Annotated in this window: 11 protein-coding genes; 2 read left to right on the top strand and 9 right to left on the bottom strand. The window is 66.3% G+C overall.

The window, feature by feature from the left end; genetic code table 11:
- Positions 1 to 43: 43 nt before the first annotated feature.
- From C8C94_RS10715 to C8C94_RS10710, 3 genes are all read right to left on the bottom strand, one after another.
- On the bottom strand, positions 44 to 1099 hold the full coding sequence (locus C8C94_RS10715; RefSeq protein ID WP_121420706.1) for a PLP-dependent cysteine synthase family protein: 1056 nt from the start codon (positions 1097 to 1099) through the stop codon (positions 44 to 46).
- Positions 1100 to 1211: 112 nt separating this feature from the next.
- Positions 1212 to 1973 (bottom strand): hypothetical protein, encoded by a 762-nt coding sequence (locus C8C94_RS25460; RefSeq protein WP_147433248.1) that lies wholly within the window; start codon positions 1971 to 1973, stop codon positions 1212 to 1214.
- Between the two features lie 170 nt (positions 1974 to 2143).
- The gene (locus C8C94_RS10710) at positions 2144 to 4810 is read right to left on the bottom strand and encodes an ABC transporter permease (protein WP_121420705.1); all 2667 of its coding nucleotides are present in this window, start codon (positions 4808 to 4810) and stop codon (positions 2144 to 2146) included.
- A 322-nt stretch (positions 4811 to 5132) separates the two neighbouring features.
- Between C8C94_RS10710 and C8C94_RS10705 the strand changes: the two genes are divergently transcribed.
- Positions 5133 to 5561 (top strand): Hsp20/alpha crystallin family protein, encoded by a 429-nt coding sequence (locus C8C94_RS10705; protein WP_055393269.1) that lies wholly within the window; start codon positions 5133 to 5135, stop codon positions 5559 to 5561.
- Between the two features lie 424 nt (positions 5562 to 5985).
- Entirely contained in the window at positions 5986 to 7578 is a 1593-nt protein-coding gene (locus C8C94_RS10700) for a serine hydrolase (protein ID WP_158603816.1), read from the top strand.
- Between the two features lie 17 nt (positions 7579 to 7595).
- Here the strand turns inward: C8C94_RS10700 and C8C94_RS10695 are convergent, their stop codons facing one another.
- The 6 genes from C8C94_RS10695 to C8C94_RS10670 all read right to left on the bottom strand — a co-directional run bounded on the left by C8C94_RS10695 (position 7596) and on the right by C8C94_RS10670 (position 15164).
- Entirely contained in the window at positions 7596 to 8252 is a 657-nt protein-coding gene (locus C8C94_RS10695; RefSeq protein WP_121420703.1) for an ABC transporter ATP-binding protein, read from the bottom strand.
- Positions 8249 to 9280 carry a tRNA (adenosine(37)-N6)-dimethylallyltransferase MiaA gene (gene miaA / locus C8C94_RS10690; RefSeq protein ID WP_121420702.1) on the bottom strand — a complete coding sequence of 344 codons (1032 nt, stop codon included), beginning with the start codon at positions 9278 to 9280 and terminating at the stop codon, positions 8249 to 8251. Before miaA ends, C8C94_RS10695 begins: the two co-directional genes overlap by 4 nt.
- Positions 9273 to 10514, bottom strand: a complete 1242-nt coding sequence (locus tag C8C94_RS10685) for a multidrug effflux MFS transporter (protein ID WP_121420701.1) — start codon at positions 10512 to 10514, stop codon at positions 9273 to 9275. The genes miaA and C8C94_RS10685 overlap by 8 nt, the downstream gene beginning before the upstream one ends.
- 160 nt (positions 10515 to 10674) lie before the next feature.
- The gene (locus tag C8C94_RS10680) at positions 10675 to 11508 is read right to left on the bottom strand and encodes an alpha/beta hydrolase (protein ID WP_121420700.1); all 834 of its coding nucleotides are present in this window, start codon (positions 11506 to 11508) and stop codon (positions 10675 to 10677) included.
- A 78-nt stretch (positions 11509 to 11586) separates the two neighbouring features.
- Entirely contained in the window at positions 11587 to 14034 is a 2448-nt protein-coding gene (locus tag C8C94_RS10675) for a GspE/PulE family protein (protein ID WP_121420699.1), read from the bottom strand.
- Positions 14031 to 15164, bottom strand: coding sequence for a PilT/PilU family type 4a pilus ATPase (locus tag C8C94_RS10670; RefSeq protein WP_121420698.1), 1134 nt, complete (start codon positions 15162 to 15164; stop codon positions 14031 to 14033). Before C8C94_RS10670 ends, C8C94_RS10675 begins: the two co-directional genes overlap by 4 nt.
- Between the last annotated feature and the right edge of the window lie 127 nt (positions 15165 to 15291).

Here is a 15291-nt window from a genome sequence, read left to right as displayed (position 1 = left end):
GGGATCAAGGTACGGGATGGAATGGTGGGATGGGGCAGGGCGCTCAGCCCATCAACGCATCCACCTTCTGCTGCGCGGCCGTGCAATCGCCAAACGTGCGGTCCACCCACTCGGTATCGAAATACGTGGGCAGATACCGCTCGCCCGCATCACACAGCAGCGACAGGATGGAGCCTCGCTCACCCCGTTCGCGCATCTCGCTGGCCAGCGCCAGCATGGCCACAAAATTGGTTCCGGTGGACGGCCCCACACGCCGCCCCAGCAACTGCGACAGCGCGCGCATGGCCGCGATGGATTCGCAGTCCGCCACATCCACCATGCGGTCCACCAGCGTGCGGATAAAGCTCGGCTCCACCCGTGGCCGCCCAATGCCCTCAATGCGTGAGCCCGGCGCTGTCAGCGCGGCATCGCCTGAGCGGTGGTAGGCGCTGAACACCGAACCCGCCGGGTCGGCCACACACACCTGCGTGGCATGGCGTTGGTAGCGCACATAGCGGCCAATGGTGGCGCTGGTGCCGCCCGTGCCCGCGCCCACCACAATCCAGCGCGGCACCGGGTGCGGCTCGCGCGCCATCTGCGTGAACATGCTCTCGGCAATGTTGTTGTTGCCGCGCCAGTCGGTGGCCCGCTCGGCATAAGTGAACTGGTCCATGTAGTGGCCGCCGGTTTCGGCGGCAATGGTGCGGGCCGCGTCGTACACCGCGCCCGCGCTGTCCACGAAGTGGCAACGCCCGCCATGGAACTCGATTTGCGCAATTTTTTCGGGCGACGTGGTGCGCGGCATCACCGCCACGAACGGCAGCCCTAGCAGCCGCGCAAAGTAGGCTTCGCTCACTGCGGTGGAGCCGCTGGACGACTCGACGATGGTCGAGCCCTCATGCACCCAGCCATTGCACAGTGCATACAGAAACAGCGACCGTGCCAGCCTGTGCTTGAGGCTGCCTGTGGGGTGGGTGGATTCGTCCTTGAGGTACAGGTCAATGCCATGCACGGCAAAGGCAGGCATGCGCAGTGGGATCAGGTGCGTATCGGCGCTGCGCTGGTAGTCGGCTTCGATGCGGGCGATGGCTTCGTGGAGCCAGGGGGTGGGGAGGGTCATGGGGCGTTTTGTATTAGGGGCAATTGCTGGTCATGAGCAACGCTGACTGTATTGAGGTGGCGGAGATATCACGTTGAGTGGCTCGCTCTCAACCGTAGTTGGTTCCTGAATGTCACTTAAGTGCTGAGAGCAGCTTTGCCTCGTCGTCTTTGAGGTCTTTGCGTAAAGCGCGTGCCAGTTCACGCGAACGTGCAGCGAACGCAGGTAGTTGGGATTTTGTTAGGACTCGAATTGAACAGCCAAGAGGCTTAGGTAAATGTGCTCTAAACAGGAACTCGCTCTCAGCCACCTCTTTCAATTCAAGATTTCCATCTGTTAGCAATCGACACTCGAATAGCGGCGCATCAACAACAATTACGGGAAACGCGAAAACCATAGGCTTGGCGGGCCAGTTTTCACCGGAGCGGACCATGTCCACGCATGCCTTCATAACGCCGATGGAGGCCGTGTATGCCGCATCTCCTCCGTCGCTCAATGCCTGTCTAAAGCCGTATCCGCCCTCGTCTCCGCGTTCGATAGATGGCCAGCAATCAAGAAGATTGGACTCTTTGTTGGCCAGTGCGTTGCGAGCTGAGTTGGTCATTGCAGCAAAGGCCGAGAACCTGTTGTAGTTCCCAAAAGCGTCATCGGAGGTAAGCACGATCCATGGTTTAGCCGATGATTTGCACTCCAATACGAAGTTAATTTCGATTGCACCAATGTAGTCAGGATCAATCGCTACGACATCCATTTCTCTTCCCTTGCCCGTTTCGGGATCTAGATAAGGAGTCGATTGTCTGATCTCAAATTTCTCGCGTCGGAACGCGTTCGCCACCGCCATCTCCAAAGGGAATCCGGTCGAATGTAGCCAATCCAGAACTTTCTTTTGAAGCACCCTTTTCTCCTGTCATTCAACAACGATGCAGCTCCCAAAACGTGCGAAGTAGATCATGCGGGCCTTGCATCAGGACCATCTGCCTCGTCTTGGTTAGTATTTCTACATGCGAATGGACTGTATTTGAGGCATCTAGCGCGGAAGGGCTCTTGCTGATCCTTTGGGTGCTATCACCAATCCTCCTTCACCGCCATCACCGCATCCCTCCCCGCCGCCGCCCGCCCCGCCAGCCATGCGGTGACCGTGCCTGACACCACCACCGCAGCACACAACCCCAGCAGCCTCCCCCCCGGCACCGCCAGATCCATCGTCCAGTGAAAGCTCTGCGGGTTGACCACGTGCACCAGTACCACCGATACGCCCAGGCCCAGCAGCAAGCCTGCGGCCGCGCCCACGCCCGTCCAGGCGGCGCCTTCGCCGGCCACCACAGCCAGGATCTGGCGCCGCGTGAGGCCCAGGTGGGCGAGCAGGCCGAACTCCTTGCGGCGCGCGAGGATTTGGGCGCTGAAGCTGGCGGCCACACCAAACAGGCCGATGCCGATGGCCACGGCCTGTAGCCAGTAGGTGACGGCAAAGCTGCGGTCGAAGATGCGCAGCGACCGTTCACGGATAGCGCCTGCGGAGACGAACTCCACCAGGGCCCCGTCCACCGCGCTGGCGCTCTTCCGGGCCTTGGGCACACGGCCCGCCTGCGCGGCTGCCACTGCGCGGATCGAGTCCTGCAACTCTGCGATGTCTGCTCCCTCGGCGGGCCACAGCGCCAGGTCGCTGGTGCGGGCATCGCCGGTCAGGCGCAGCCATACGGTGCGGTCCATGGCCACGGCGCCCGACTGCCGGGCGTAGTCGCGCCATACGCCTGCTATATAAAAGATAGCTGGTTGCGCTTGTCTATCAAGCGCCAGGGGGCTAAAAGCATCAGAAAGTGCAGGCCACTCCATACCAGGGCGTAGCCCATACAGGTCCACCACCGCCTCGCTGATGTAGACGCCGGTGCGCCCCGCGGGCACGCGCAGGGCCTCGCCCACCAGTGGCAGACTTTGCGCCGGATCGTTACCCAGTGGGCGGCTCATGACCGTGAGCGCGGGGCGCGTGGCATCCAGCTGCAGCGGGCTCGCGCGCAGGGCTTGCACACGCGCCAGTCCAGGTAATTGCGCGACGGATTCGGCGAAGCCCGCAGGCAGCAGTGCAGCCTCGCTGCCCGGCACACCCAGGGCCGAGCGCACATACAGGGGCGATGGCAGCACTGCGTCCAGCCACTGCGTGACCGAGCCGCGAAAGCTCGACACCATCACCGTCAGCGCGACGGCCAGGCTCAGGCTGGCCACCACGCCGCCCACTGCGATAGCGGCCGTGCCACGCATGCGCCGCGCGCGCTCCAGCGCCAGCAGCGCCAGGGCGTGGCGTGCGGCCAGCGGCTGCAGGTGGTGCAACAGCCAGGCCATGGCCCAGGGCAGTACAACAATGCCACCCACCAGCAACAGGCCGATGGCCAGGTACGCGGCAAGTGGTATGCCAAAAATGGGCGGAGCGCTCGTCAGTACAGCGCCAATAGCTATCAAAATAATACCTATCCAGCCTTTGCCCGCCTGGCTTGACACGGTGCCCAGGCCTTTCAAGGTTTGCGCGGGCGGCAGTGTCTGCGCGGCGCGCGCGGGCCACCAGCCACCCACCAGTGCTGCCAGCACACCCAGCGCGGCATAGGCCAGGGCTGCTGGCGCGCTCCACTGCAGAACCGGCTGCACCCCTGCAAAGTAGCCACCGCCCAGGTCGCCCCCCAGCAAGCGCAGCGCGGCAGCGGCCAGGGCCGTGCCCAGGGCGATGCCGGCGGCGCTGCCCACCAGGCCCAGCATGGCGGATTCGGCCAGCACCAGCGCCAGGCGCTGGCGCGGTGTGGCGCCCAGCACGGCCAGCAGCGCAAACTGCGGCGCACGCTGCGCCACGCTGAGCGCCAGCACCGAAAACACCAGAAATGCGCCCGTGAACAAGGCCACCAGCGCAAGCACCGTGAGGTTCACGCGGTAGGCGCGCGACAGATTGCTGATGCGCTGCGCCGCGTCGCCCGGCTGCGCAAACACCACCTGCGACGGCCAGCCGGGCAGCGCGCGCACGGCCTGCTCCCACGCGCTGCGGTCGGTGCCCGGCTGCAGCTGCAGGTCGATGCGGCTGAGCTGGCCTGCGCGGCCAAACAGGTCCTGCGCTGCGCCGATGTCCATCACCGCCAGGGGGGCGCCCCCGGCGGCCACCGTGCCGGCCACGCGCACCGGCCATTGCTGCAGCCCGGCCTGCAGCAGGAGTTGCGGTGCCGGTTCAGTCGATGAGGCGGGCGTGGTGGGCAGACCCAGTGCCTGCAACGCCGCCGCATTGAGGAACACCGTGGCCGGTGCAAAAAGGGCCAGCCGGTCGGCCCCCGCCCAGGGCCGTGGCATAAGTGCGGGCGCCATGGTGGGCAGCAGCAGGGCGTCCACGCCCAGCACGCGCAGCGGGGCGCTGGTGGGGGAGGGCACGCTTGCAGCACCTGGCTGCGGCCGCAGGGCTCGCGCCACGGCCGACAGCTCCAGCAGCGGGCTGGCGCGCGCCACCTGGGGGTGCGTGGCAAGCTGCCCATACAACGCCTCGGGCAGATCGCCCTGCATGGCGCGCAATTCCAGGTCGGGCTGACCGTTGACGGCGCGCACCGCCTGCGAAAACTCGTCCAGCGCCGACGCATTGATCACATGCACCGCAAACGCCAGCGCCACGCCCAGCATCACCGCCGCCACCGCCGCAGCGCTGCGCCAGGGGTGGTGGCGCAGGTCCTGCCAGGAGAAGGTGCGGAGCAATGCAAGCATGGCCTGCATTGTGGCCGCAGGGGCTGGTCCCAGCAGCGTTTGATGCAGGTCAACCTTGCGTTTTGCATCCTCTTGAAGTGCCGAAAGGCTGCGCCTATCTTGGAGCCAGAAGGTGTGAATGAGCCCCGCGTGCCCGAGCAGGCTGCCAAAACGTTTCCGATCTAGGTGCAAAGCGCAGCCATAGCTCGGGCTATGGCGAGCATTTGCCACAACGAGCGGGAGCGTTTTGGCGGGATGAGCGGGCATGTGGGGTTCGTTCACACCTTCTCAGGGGCCCGCCCTCCTGCGCAGGCCCAGTTGTTTGTCTCAACCCCTTTTCAGGAGCAAAACCATGAACTCTCTTGTGACACGCGGCAGTCTGTTTGACGACTTCTTCAAGGACATTGCACCGGGCTTTTACGTGCGCCCGCTGCACGGCGACAACCTGCCCAGCCCCGGCCAGATCAAGGTGGACGTGAAGGAAACCGAGGACGGCTACACCGTGTTGGCCGAAGTGCCCGGCGTGGCCAAGGAAGACATCCATGTCTCGCTCGAAGGCAACGTGGTCAGCCTGCGCGCCGAGGTGCGCCAGCACGATGAAAAGCGCGAAGGCGAGAAGGTGCTGCGCTCGGAGCGCTACTACGGCGCGGTGGCCCGCAGCTTCCAGTTGCCCGCCGATGTGGACGCTGCACAAGCCAAGGCCAAATACGACAACGGTGTTCTGACGCTGAACCTGCCCAAGAAGGTGAACAAGGCGGCGCAGCGGTTGAACATCGAGTAACTCCATCGGACTTGCGCGAAAAAATGCAATCCACCGCCCCTCCCAGGGCGAGTGGGTTGGTTGATTCCGTGGGCGCAAGACGAACCTCGAACGGCGGTTGGGTCGCCCGCCAACGGCCTGCCGCATGCAGATCCATGGGGCTGCGTGGCCGGGATCTCTGTGGCCCGTGGAGCGTCGGATGGCCGTCCGGAGCGCCGCCGGATGGCGCTCCCCAATAGATGTTGAACTACTTCTTAAGCCTGCTCACAGCCAGTGCATGCGACCATGCCGGCCATGGCACCCGTACCGTGGTGCCTTTCAGGGAGGCGATCAAATGGTTTGCAGTGATGGAATCCTTGCCCCGGTACGCCACCTTGCGTGGCAAGCCCTTGCTGCCGGGGCGCTGTGGATAGCGTTTGCCGGGCACGCTGCAACCACACCCGCTGTGCCTGCCCCTCCACCCCGTTTCGACTGGTCGGGCCCTGCGGACGCCATGGCGGCTGCAGCGCTGGGCCCGTTGCGCGGCGCGGCTGAGGTGGGCGTGTGGCACGGGGGGCGGGCCCTTTTCGGCACAGCCCGCAACCGCGTGGCGGAGGCACCCGCGCAGGCCCTGTTTGAAGTGGGCTCGATCAGCAAGGTGTTTACCGGCCTGCTGCTGGCGCAGGCCGTAGAGCGCGGCGATCTGGCGCTGGACGACACGCTGGGCCGGCTGCTCAATGGCTCATCTGCGCTGGCTCCCGCCTTGCCCGCCCCGGTGGTAGCCATCACCTTGCGCCAACTCGTGACCCACACCTCCTGCCTGCCACGCTTGCCAGCGGACTTCCGCCACAATTCCGATCCCGCCAACCCTTATCTGCGCTACGACCGCCCCCGCCTGTGGCAAGCCCTGGCCGATGCACGGCTGACCCAGTCGCCGCCGTGCGCTGGCGCATACAGCAACCTCGGTTTTGCGGTGCTGGGCGAGCTGCTGGCCCAGCGCTACGGCAAACCCTGGGCGGTGCTGGTGCACGAGCGCATCACCGGCCCGCTGGGCATGCAGGACACGGTGCAGTCGCTGGGCGACAAGGCACCCCGCCTTGCTGCACCGCACGAGGGCGAGACGCCGGTGTCGGTGTGGGAGTTTGATGCCTTTGCCGGTGCGGGCGCCTTGCGCTCGACCACGGCCGACATGCTGGTGCTCAGCCGCGCGCTGCTGGCGGGCGCGCAAGGGCCCCTGGGCCCAGCGGCCGAGCGCCTGTTCACACCGCTTGCGGACCACGACGGTGGCCAGATCGGCTACGCCATCATGCTGCGCGAGCGCGATGGGCTGCGCACCTGGCTGCATGGCGGCGGCACCGGAGGCTTTCGCAGCGTGTGGTTGCTGGCGCCCGACAGGGGTGAGGCGGTGATCGCCTTGGTGGGCAACGCGCGTGCCGCGCAGCAGGATGTGATGACGCCACTGTTGAAGCAGCGTTACCCCGTGCCGCCCGGTCAGCCCGCCACCGATGCGACCGTGCTTGCCCCGTACGAAGGGGTGTACCGGGTATCTCCTGCCGTCGCCCTGAGCCTTGCCATGGTGGATGGGCAACTGCAAGCCCGCCCCACGGGTGGGGTGTTTGAGCCGCTGCAGGTGCTGGGGCCGGATGCGTTCACGCAGCCAGCCACCGGCCGCCAGTTCCGCTTGGAGCGCAATACGGAAGGCCGACCCACAGTGCTTCACTACACACGCTTTGGGGCACGCCTGACGGCAACCCGGTCCGAAGAGCCGGTGCTTGGCCTGGTACCACCCCAGGCCCAGGGCGTGCTGGCCCCTTACCTGGGCCGCTACAGGCTGCGCGGCGGCAATGTGCTGGATGTGCAGGCTGAAGACGGTCGCCTGCAGGTGCGCCTGGGCTCGCAGCCGCGCTTCACGGTCTATCCGCTGCCGGGGCAGCCAGACCGGTTTGCGTATGACGCGGTACGGGCCGAGCTGGAGTTTGAGCGCTATCCCGGCGGCGAGGTGCGTGCCGTGGTGCTGCACCAGAACGGGCGCTTCCAGGCGCCCCGCCTGGAGCCCTGAACAGGCAGGCCTCTCAGTCAGCCGCCCGCGCTGATGCCGTCGCTGCGCAGCCGCAGCACCCGGTCGGCCCGGGCTGCCGCCGCGTCGGAGTGCGTGACCAGCACCAGCGACGCCCCATGCCCGCGTGTCTGCGCCAGCAGCAGGTCCATCACGCGAGCGGCGGTGGTGGGGTCGAGGTTGCCGGTGGGTTCGTCGGCCAGCAGCAGGGCGGGGCGGTGCACGAGGGCACGGGCAATGGCCACGCGCTGCAGCTGCCCCCCGCTGAGCTGCTGCGGCAGCCGCGCGCCCAGGTCGGCCATGCCTACGGCGTCCAGCATCTGCTGTACGCGCGTCGGGTCTTTCTGGCCCAGCAGCATCAGCGGCAGGGTCACGTTCTGCGCTACGTCCAGGTGCGGCAGCACATGAAAAGCCTGGAAGACAAAACCCACATGGGCGCGGCGCCACAGGGCGCGCTCTGTGTCGCTTAGCTGGCCCAGGTCGGTGGCGCCGTGCGTGATGCGGCCGGTGTCCCAGGTGTCGAGCCCGGCCAGGCAGTTGAGCAGGGTGGACTTGCCCACGCCCGAATCGCCCACGATGGCCACGAATTCGCCCGGCTCGACAGTGAAGTTCACGTGCGAGAACACCGGCGTTTCACCGTAGTGTTTGCCCAGCTGTTCGGCGCGCAGCAGTGTCATGGGGTGGGGGGCTCTTGTCCGCCCGGCTGCTGCTGCAGCCGCTGCAGCACGGCCTGCACGAGCTGGGCGACGGCGTGGGGTTGGTCGCAGGCGATGGTGTGGCGCTCGTGCATGCTGCGCAGCCAGGTGATCTGGCGCTTGGCCAGCTGGCGTGTGGCCGCAATGCCGCGCTCGCGCAAAAAGGCGAGGTTCAGCGGCGCGTCGGGGCCCTTGGCCGCCTGGAAGTCCAGCTCTTCCCACGCCTGGCGGTAGCCCACGCAGCGCATGGAGGGCAGGTCCGGGTGCAGGTCGCCGCGCGCGCGCAGGGCCCGCACTTCGTCGATGAAGCCGCTGGCCAGCATGGCGTCAAAACGCTGGGCAATGCGGCCGTGCAGCCAGGCGCGGTCGTGAGGTTCTAAGGAAAATAAGGCTCTAGCGCTTATCCCACAAGCGCCACCAGCTATCTTTTTAGTAGTGTGAAAGCTCGACAGGGGTTGGCCGGACACTTGCCACACCTCCAGCGCGCGCTGAATGCGCTGGCTGTCGGCCGGGGCCAGGCGTGCGGCCGTCACGGGGTCTACGCGGGCCAGCTCGGCATGCAGTGCGGGCCAGCCCTGCTCTGCGGCCTGGGCTTCGATCTGTGCGCGCACGGCAGGGTCTGCGGCGGGCATGTCGTCAATGCCGTCAAACAGCGCCTTGAAGTACAGCATGGTGCCGCCCACCAGCAGCGGCAGGGCACCGCGCGCACGGATCTCGGCGATGAGCCGCGTGGCGTCCTGCACGAACTCGGCCGCGCTGTAGGCCTGCAGCGGGTCGCGGATGTCGATAAGGTGGTGCGGGACAGCGGCAAGCTCGTCGGGCGTGGGCTTGGCGGTGCCGATGTCCATGCCCCGGTACACGAGGGCCGAGTCCACGCTGATGATCTCCACCGGCGTGCCCTGCTTGCCCAGCACAGCCGCCAGCGCGAGGGCACCCGCCGTCTTGCCCGAGGCTGTGGGGCCTGCCAGTGCGATGGCGGGCAGAGCGGCGTGCAGCAGGGGCTCAGGCATGCTCACGCGGCGCTCCAAATTTTTGCACCAGCGTCCACGAGATCAGGGCCAGCACCACCGACCAGAACCAGATGCCGTTGACCAGCGGCCACACCGTGCCGTCCAGCCGCATGCCCAGCCAGCCGCCAATCCCGAACGCGGCCAGCATCATCATGAAACCATTGAGCGCAGACGCCACGCCGGCCGCTTTGGGAAACGGCCCCACCGCACCGCTTTGCCCGCAGGGCTGGTGGATGCCGTGGCCCAGCATGAACAGGTAAAAGGGCAACAGCAGCGCCCACGGCTGGTGCCAGCCCATGAAGGCCACGGCCGCCATCAGCGTGCCGCCGCTCACGCTCAGCGCGCCAGCAATGGCCACGGTGCGCAGCAGGCCCTGGCGTACCAGCAGGCGCCGGCACAGGAAAGTGCCCGCGAGGTACGCCACGCAGGCCGACGCCATCGTCCACCCGAACTGCGTGCGCGTGAGACCCAGCACGTCGATGAAGACAAACGACGACGCGGCCAGAAAGGTGAACAGCCCGCCATAGGTGGCTGTGGTCTGCAGCGAGAACGCCCAGAATGTGGGGCTGCGCAACACATGCATCCAGGTGCCGACCAGGGCGCGGGGCTGCAGGGCTTTCGGGTTGCGGTGCGCCAGGGTCTCGGGCAAGCGCAGCGCCACCAGTGCCAGCGTGGCCACGGCATACACCGTGAGCGCCATCAGCGCCGCGCGCCAGCCCAGCCACTCGCTCAGCACCCCACCCAGTGGTGCGCAGATGCAGGCCACAATCCCGAGCCCGGTGAGTGCCTTGGACATGGCGCGCGCGCCATCGAGCGGGGTGTACAGGTCGCGCACGATGGCCCGGGCACACATCACCACCGCGCCCATGGCGGCACCCTGGGCAATGCGCCACACGATGAGCAGTGTCATGGTGGGCGCAAAGGCGCTACCCAGCGAAGCTACGGTGTAGATGCCCAGCCCCGCCAGAAGGATGGGGCGGCGGCCAAAGCGGTCTGACAACGGCCCCCACACCATTTGCGAGCAGCCAAACGCCAGCAGCAGCCCGCTGAGCGTGAGCTGTGCAGCGGCCATCTGAGCCCCCAGGCTGCGCGTGAGGGCGGGCAATGCGGGCAGGTACAGGTCAGTGGTGACGGGCTGAATGGAGAGCAGCATGGCCAGCACCAGGATGGCCATGCCTGGGTTGATGGAGGCAGGGGGAGCAGCGCCAGCAGCTGCGGTAGAGGGAGCGGACATAACCGCTGGAGCGTACCAGACAGGGCCTTCGATACCGGCGCGACCCAGGCCAGGGCAGCCGAGCAAGGGCCGCCCCGCAGCGAGGGCTGCGTCCCCCTGCCCACAGCGCGCAGCGCTGCGAGAGCGGGGGGAAGGCGCGCAGCGCCTCAGGGGGGTGTCTCTACCTCAGCTTGAACAGCGATGCCATGGCTTGCCGATACGCGGGTTGCCCTACCGAGTTGGTGTTGTGGTGCGACCCGCCTTCCACCAACACAAACTGCTTGGGCTCCTGCGCCGCCTCGAAGAGCTTGCGGCCCAGGGCGGGCTGGATCAGGCTGTCCTGGCTGCCGTGCACCACCAGCAGGGGCGAGCCGATCTCGGCCACCTTGCGGACGGACTCAAATCGCTGCGTGATCAGGCCCGACACGGGCAACCAGCCCCACTTAAAGGTGCTGACCACATCGGGGATGCTGGTGAACGTGCCTTCCACCATGGTGCCCTGTTCGTCGGACACCTGGCGGGCCAGGTCGATGGCAATGGCGCCGCCCAGCGAGTGGCCGAAGATGTAGCGGGGCTTGCCCGGTTGCTGCTGGGCCAGCCAGTCCCACGCGGCGCGGGCGTCTTCGCTGGCGGTCGCCTCGGACGGCAGCCCGGCGCTGCTTTGGCCGAAGCCCCGGTAGTCGATGGCCAGCACCGAAAAGCCCAGCTCCTGCATGCGCCGGATGCGGGCCGCCGAGCCCGCCACGTTCCAGCGTGCACCGTGCAAATAGAGCAGCACCGGCGCATCGGCACGTTCATGGGCCAGCCACAGGCCATGCAGGCGCTCGGTCTTGCCGCTGGCGTCGGGCTGGAAGTCGATCCAGACATCCTGCATGTCTGCCGTGGACTGCGCACCGCCCCAGCTGCGGTCGCTGGGCTGGAAGATCCATTCGCGCTGCTTGGCGTCGAGGGTGGCGCAGCCCACGCTGACAGCAACGGCCAGCGTCAGGGACAGGAGGAGGGCGGTTCTTTTCATCGTCCGACTGAGTCGTTCAGCGCGACAAAGTTCGACGGGCGGTTGTGCTTGCTGCAGTGGACTGGGCCAGGCCCAGCCTCACGAACACGCACCGCGCACGCTGCGCTGGTCGGTCACGCCCTCCAGCACCTTGAGCAGCCCATACTGCAGCAGCCGCAGCATGCCTTGTTCGGTGGCGGCCTCGAACAACTGGTCCACCGGCGCGCGGGTCTGGATCAGCTTCTTGATGCCCGGCGAGGCGGCCATCAGCTCGTAGATGCCCACGCGGCCTTTGTAGCCCGTGTGGTCGCAATGGCTGCAGCCCTGTGCGCGATACAGCACCCAGCCGGTGGCCCCAGCGGGCACAAAGCGGGTGCGCCATGTGGCCAGCAGTGCGTCCGGCGCCAGCCCGGTGCCAGCCGTGTAGTCGGTGGCGATCTGCTGCAGCTCGTCGGCACCTGGGGTGTAGGGCTGCTTGCAGTCGGGGCACAGGCGGCGCGCCAGGCGCTGGCTCAGCACCCCCACCAGCGCATCGGCAAAGTTGAATGGGTCCAGCCCCATGTCCAGCATGCGGATCACGCTCTCGGGGGCGCTGTTGGTGTGCAGGGTGGACATCACCATGTGGCCGGTCAGCGAGGCCTCGATGGCGATGTGTGCGGTTTCGCTGTCGCGCATCTCGCCCACCATGATCACGTCCGGGTCCGCCCGCAAGAACGCGCGCATGGCGGTGGCAAAGGTGAGCCCGATGCGGGGGTGCATCTGGATCTGCCGCAGGCCTTGGTGCGTGATCTCGATCGGGTCTTCGGCGGTCCAGATCTTGGTGTCCGGATGGTTCACCTCGGCCAGCAGCGAGTGCAGGGTGGTGGTCTTGCCCGACCCGGTCGGCCCGCACACCAGGATCAGGCCATAGCTGCGGTGCACCATCTGCTGCAGCTGCCCGACCAGGGCCGCATCCATGCCCAGCTTGGCCAGGGGGATAGGTTTGGACGAGGCCAGCAGCCGCATCACGATGTCTTCGAGCCCATTGGTGGTGGGCAGCACGGCCACGCGCAGCTCCAGCTTGGTGTGGCCAAAGCGCGAGAAGTCGATCTTGCCGTCCTGCGGCAGCCGGTGCTCGGAGATGTCCAGGTTGGCCATGATCTTGACGCGTGACAGCAGCGCCGCGCGCAGCACGAAAGGGATGCGCATGTACTCCGTCAGATCGCCATCCACGCGCAGGCGGATCAGTGTGGGCTGCTCCTCGGGGTAGGCCTCGATGTGGATGTCGGAGGCGCCGCGCGCCTGCGCATCCAGGATGGTCTTGTTGACCAGCCGGACCACCAGGCTGTCGTTGTCGGACACCTGCCGCTGCAGATCGGGGTAGCCGGGAGCGGAATCGCTGGCGCTGAGCCGCTGCGACAGTTGCCGCAGCTCTTCCTCGATCGACAGATCGGTGCGGTCCATGCCCAGTTTGGAGTATTCGAGCGTGATGCGCGCGGCCAGTTCTTCGGGGTTGGCGATGACCGGCACCACCTGCTTCTGGGCCGAGAACCGCAGTTCGTCCAGGTAGTCGGCATCGACCGGGCTTTCCACCGCCACCACCAGGCTTTTGTCGCTCACCAGCAGCGGCAGCACCTGGTGCTCCACTGCATATTCCTTGGGCACCATGCGCAGCACCTCCGGCTGCACCACAAACCCATCCAGCGCCACGAGCGGAATGCTGAACTGCTGTGCTACCACCTCGGTCAGCTGGGCCCGGCTCAGCGCTCCCATCTCCACCAGGATGTTGCCCAGCAGGTGCTTGTGGCCCCGCTGCATCAGCGTGAGTGCCTGGCGTATCTGGTCGTTGCTCACCAGCCCCTGGTTGATGAGGATGTCGCCCAGCCGCACTGGCACAAAGCTGCCGATCTGCGTGATCTGCCCGGCCAACTGCGCCGGGTTGTCGATGGGCTGCGCCGCGTCGTGGGTGGCCGGGCCGTTTGGGCCGCCCGCGGGCAGTTCCTGCCGACGCCGCTCCTGCTCCGTCAGGGCCTGTTGCACAGTCTCGGCGCTGACCAGATGCGACCGGATCAGGTGCTGGCCCAGCAGGCCCCCCACCTGGTAGTTGTGCAGCGCGGTGGTGGGGATAAAAATCCGCACACAGTGCTCGGCGTCGGTGGTCAGATAGAAGAACAGGCCCTGGCGGGTTTTGACAAAACCCTTGGTCTCGCCACGCAGGTGTTCTCCGTCGATGAACTGCACGGTGAAGGGGCGCGACGTGGTGTTGACCTCGTGCCCTCCGGGGGCCTGGTAGCGGAGGGCCAGCTCGGCATCGGCCGTCAGTGCAATCGGCGGCATGAGCTGGATGCTCTTGATGGCTTCAAAAGGCAGCGCCACAGCGGCGGCGCCTTCATGCGGTGCCAGCAGCGCCAGCTTTGCCTGCGGATCAAAACGCTCCAGCACGCCGTGGTGGGTGTCTCCGGTGGTGGTGAACACGATGGCCTCGGCCGGCGCCACGGCGTCGGCCGGCCGGGCGTCCCGAAAGAACGGCGGAAACGGCCACTGCTGCATGCGCGCGGCGGCCGTCACGACAGCCGCGAGGCCGACTGCATGGGCGAAGACGTGTCGATGGAAAGATCCCCCGCGTCCTGCGTAGAAACGCCTGCTGCCAGGCGCACCCGCAGCGCCAGGTCGGTGCGCGAATCGGCGTTGTGCAGGGCTTCTTCCAGCGAAATCCGGTCGTCCTTGTACAGCTGGTACAGCGCCTGGTCAAACGTGCACATGCCAATCTCGGTGCTGTGGCCCATGGCTTCCTTGATGCCCGAGAACTCGCCCTTGGCGATGAGGTCGGCGATGTAGGGCGAGTTGAGCATCACTTCCACCGCAGGCACCAGCTTTTCGTGCAGGCCGGGGATCAGGCGCTGCGAGATCACGCCGGCCAGGTTCAGGCTCAGGTCCATCAGCAGCTGGTGGTGGGCGTCTTCGGGGAAGAAGTTGATGACCCGCTCCATGGCTTGGTTGGCGTTGTTGGCGTGCAGCGTGGACAGGCACAGGTGGCCGGTCTCGGCATAGGCAATCGCCTGCTTCATGGTGTTGCGGTCGCGGATCTCGCCGATCATGATTACGTCGGGTGCCTCGCGCAGCGCGTTCTTGAGAGCTTCTTCGTACGACTGCGTGTCGATTCCCACCTCACGCTGGTCCACCACCGAGCGCTTGTGTGCGTGCAAAAACTCCAGCGGGTCTTCGATGGTGAGGATGTGGCCCGTCACGTTCTCGTTGCGGTAGTTGATCATCGAGGCCAGCGTGGTCGATTTGCCCGAGCCGGTGGCGCCCGTCACCAGCACCAGGCCGCGTTTGCGCAGCACCAGCTTTTCCAGCACCGGGGGCAGGCCCAGCGCTGCCAGGGGTGGGATCTTGTTCTTGATGTAGCGCACCACCATGCCGGTTTCGCCACGCTGCACAAACACATTAACCCGAAACCGCCCCAGGTTCTCGGCCGAGATCGACAGGTTCATCTCCTGCTTGGCCTCGAACTCGCTGATCTGCTTTTCGTTCATCACCGAGTAGGCCAGTTGCTTGACCTGGCCGGGCAGCAGCACGGGCATCTTCAAGGGGTGGGTCACGCCTTCGATCTTGAGATTGACCGGCGCGCCCACGCTGAAAAAGAGGTCGGAGCCTCCTTTTTCAACCATGACGTTCAGAAAGCTGAAAATTTCCACGATGGACTCCCAACAGATGACACGAAGATCGGCAAGAACAGCATAGCCTGTGCCGCGCAGTACGCCAAAAACAAAAATGGGGCCGCAGCCCCATCGTTGTTGGTGTGCAGGGCTCGAAACCCCAGGG

Origin of the sequence: Acidovorax sp. 94, assembly GCF_003634645.1 — a bacterium.
GTDB classification, from domain to species: domain Bacteria; phylum Pseudomonadota; class Gammaproteobacteria; order Burkholderiales; family Burkholderiaceae_C; genus Acidovorax; species Acidovorax facilis.
This window is presented reverse-complemented; position numbering and strand designations above follow the sequence as displayed.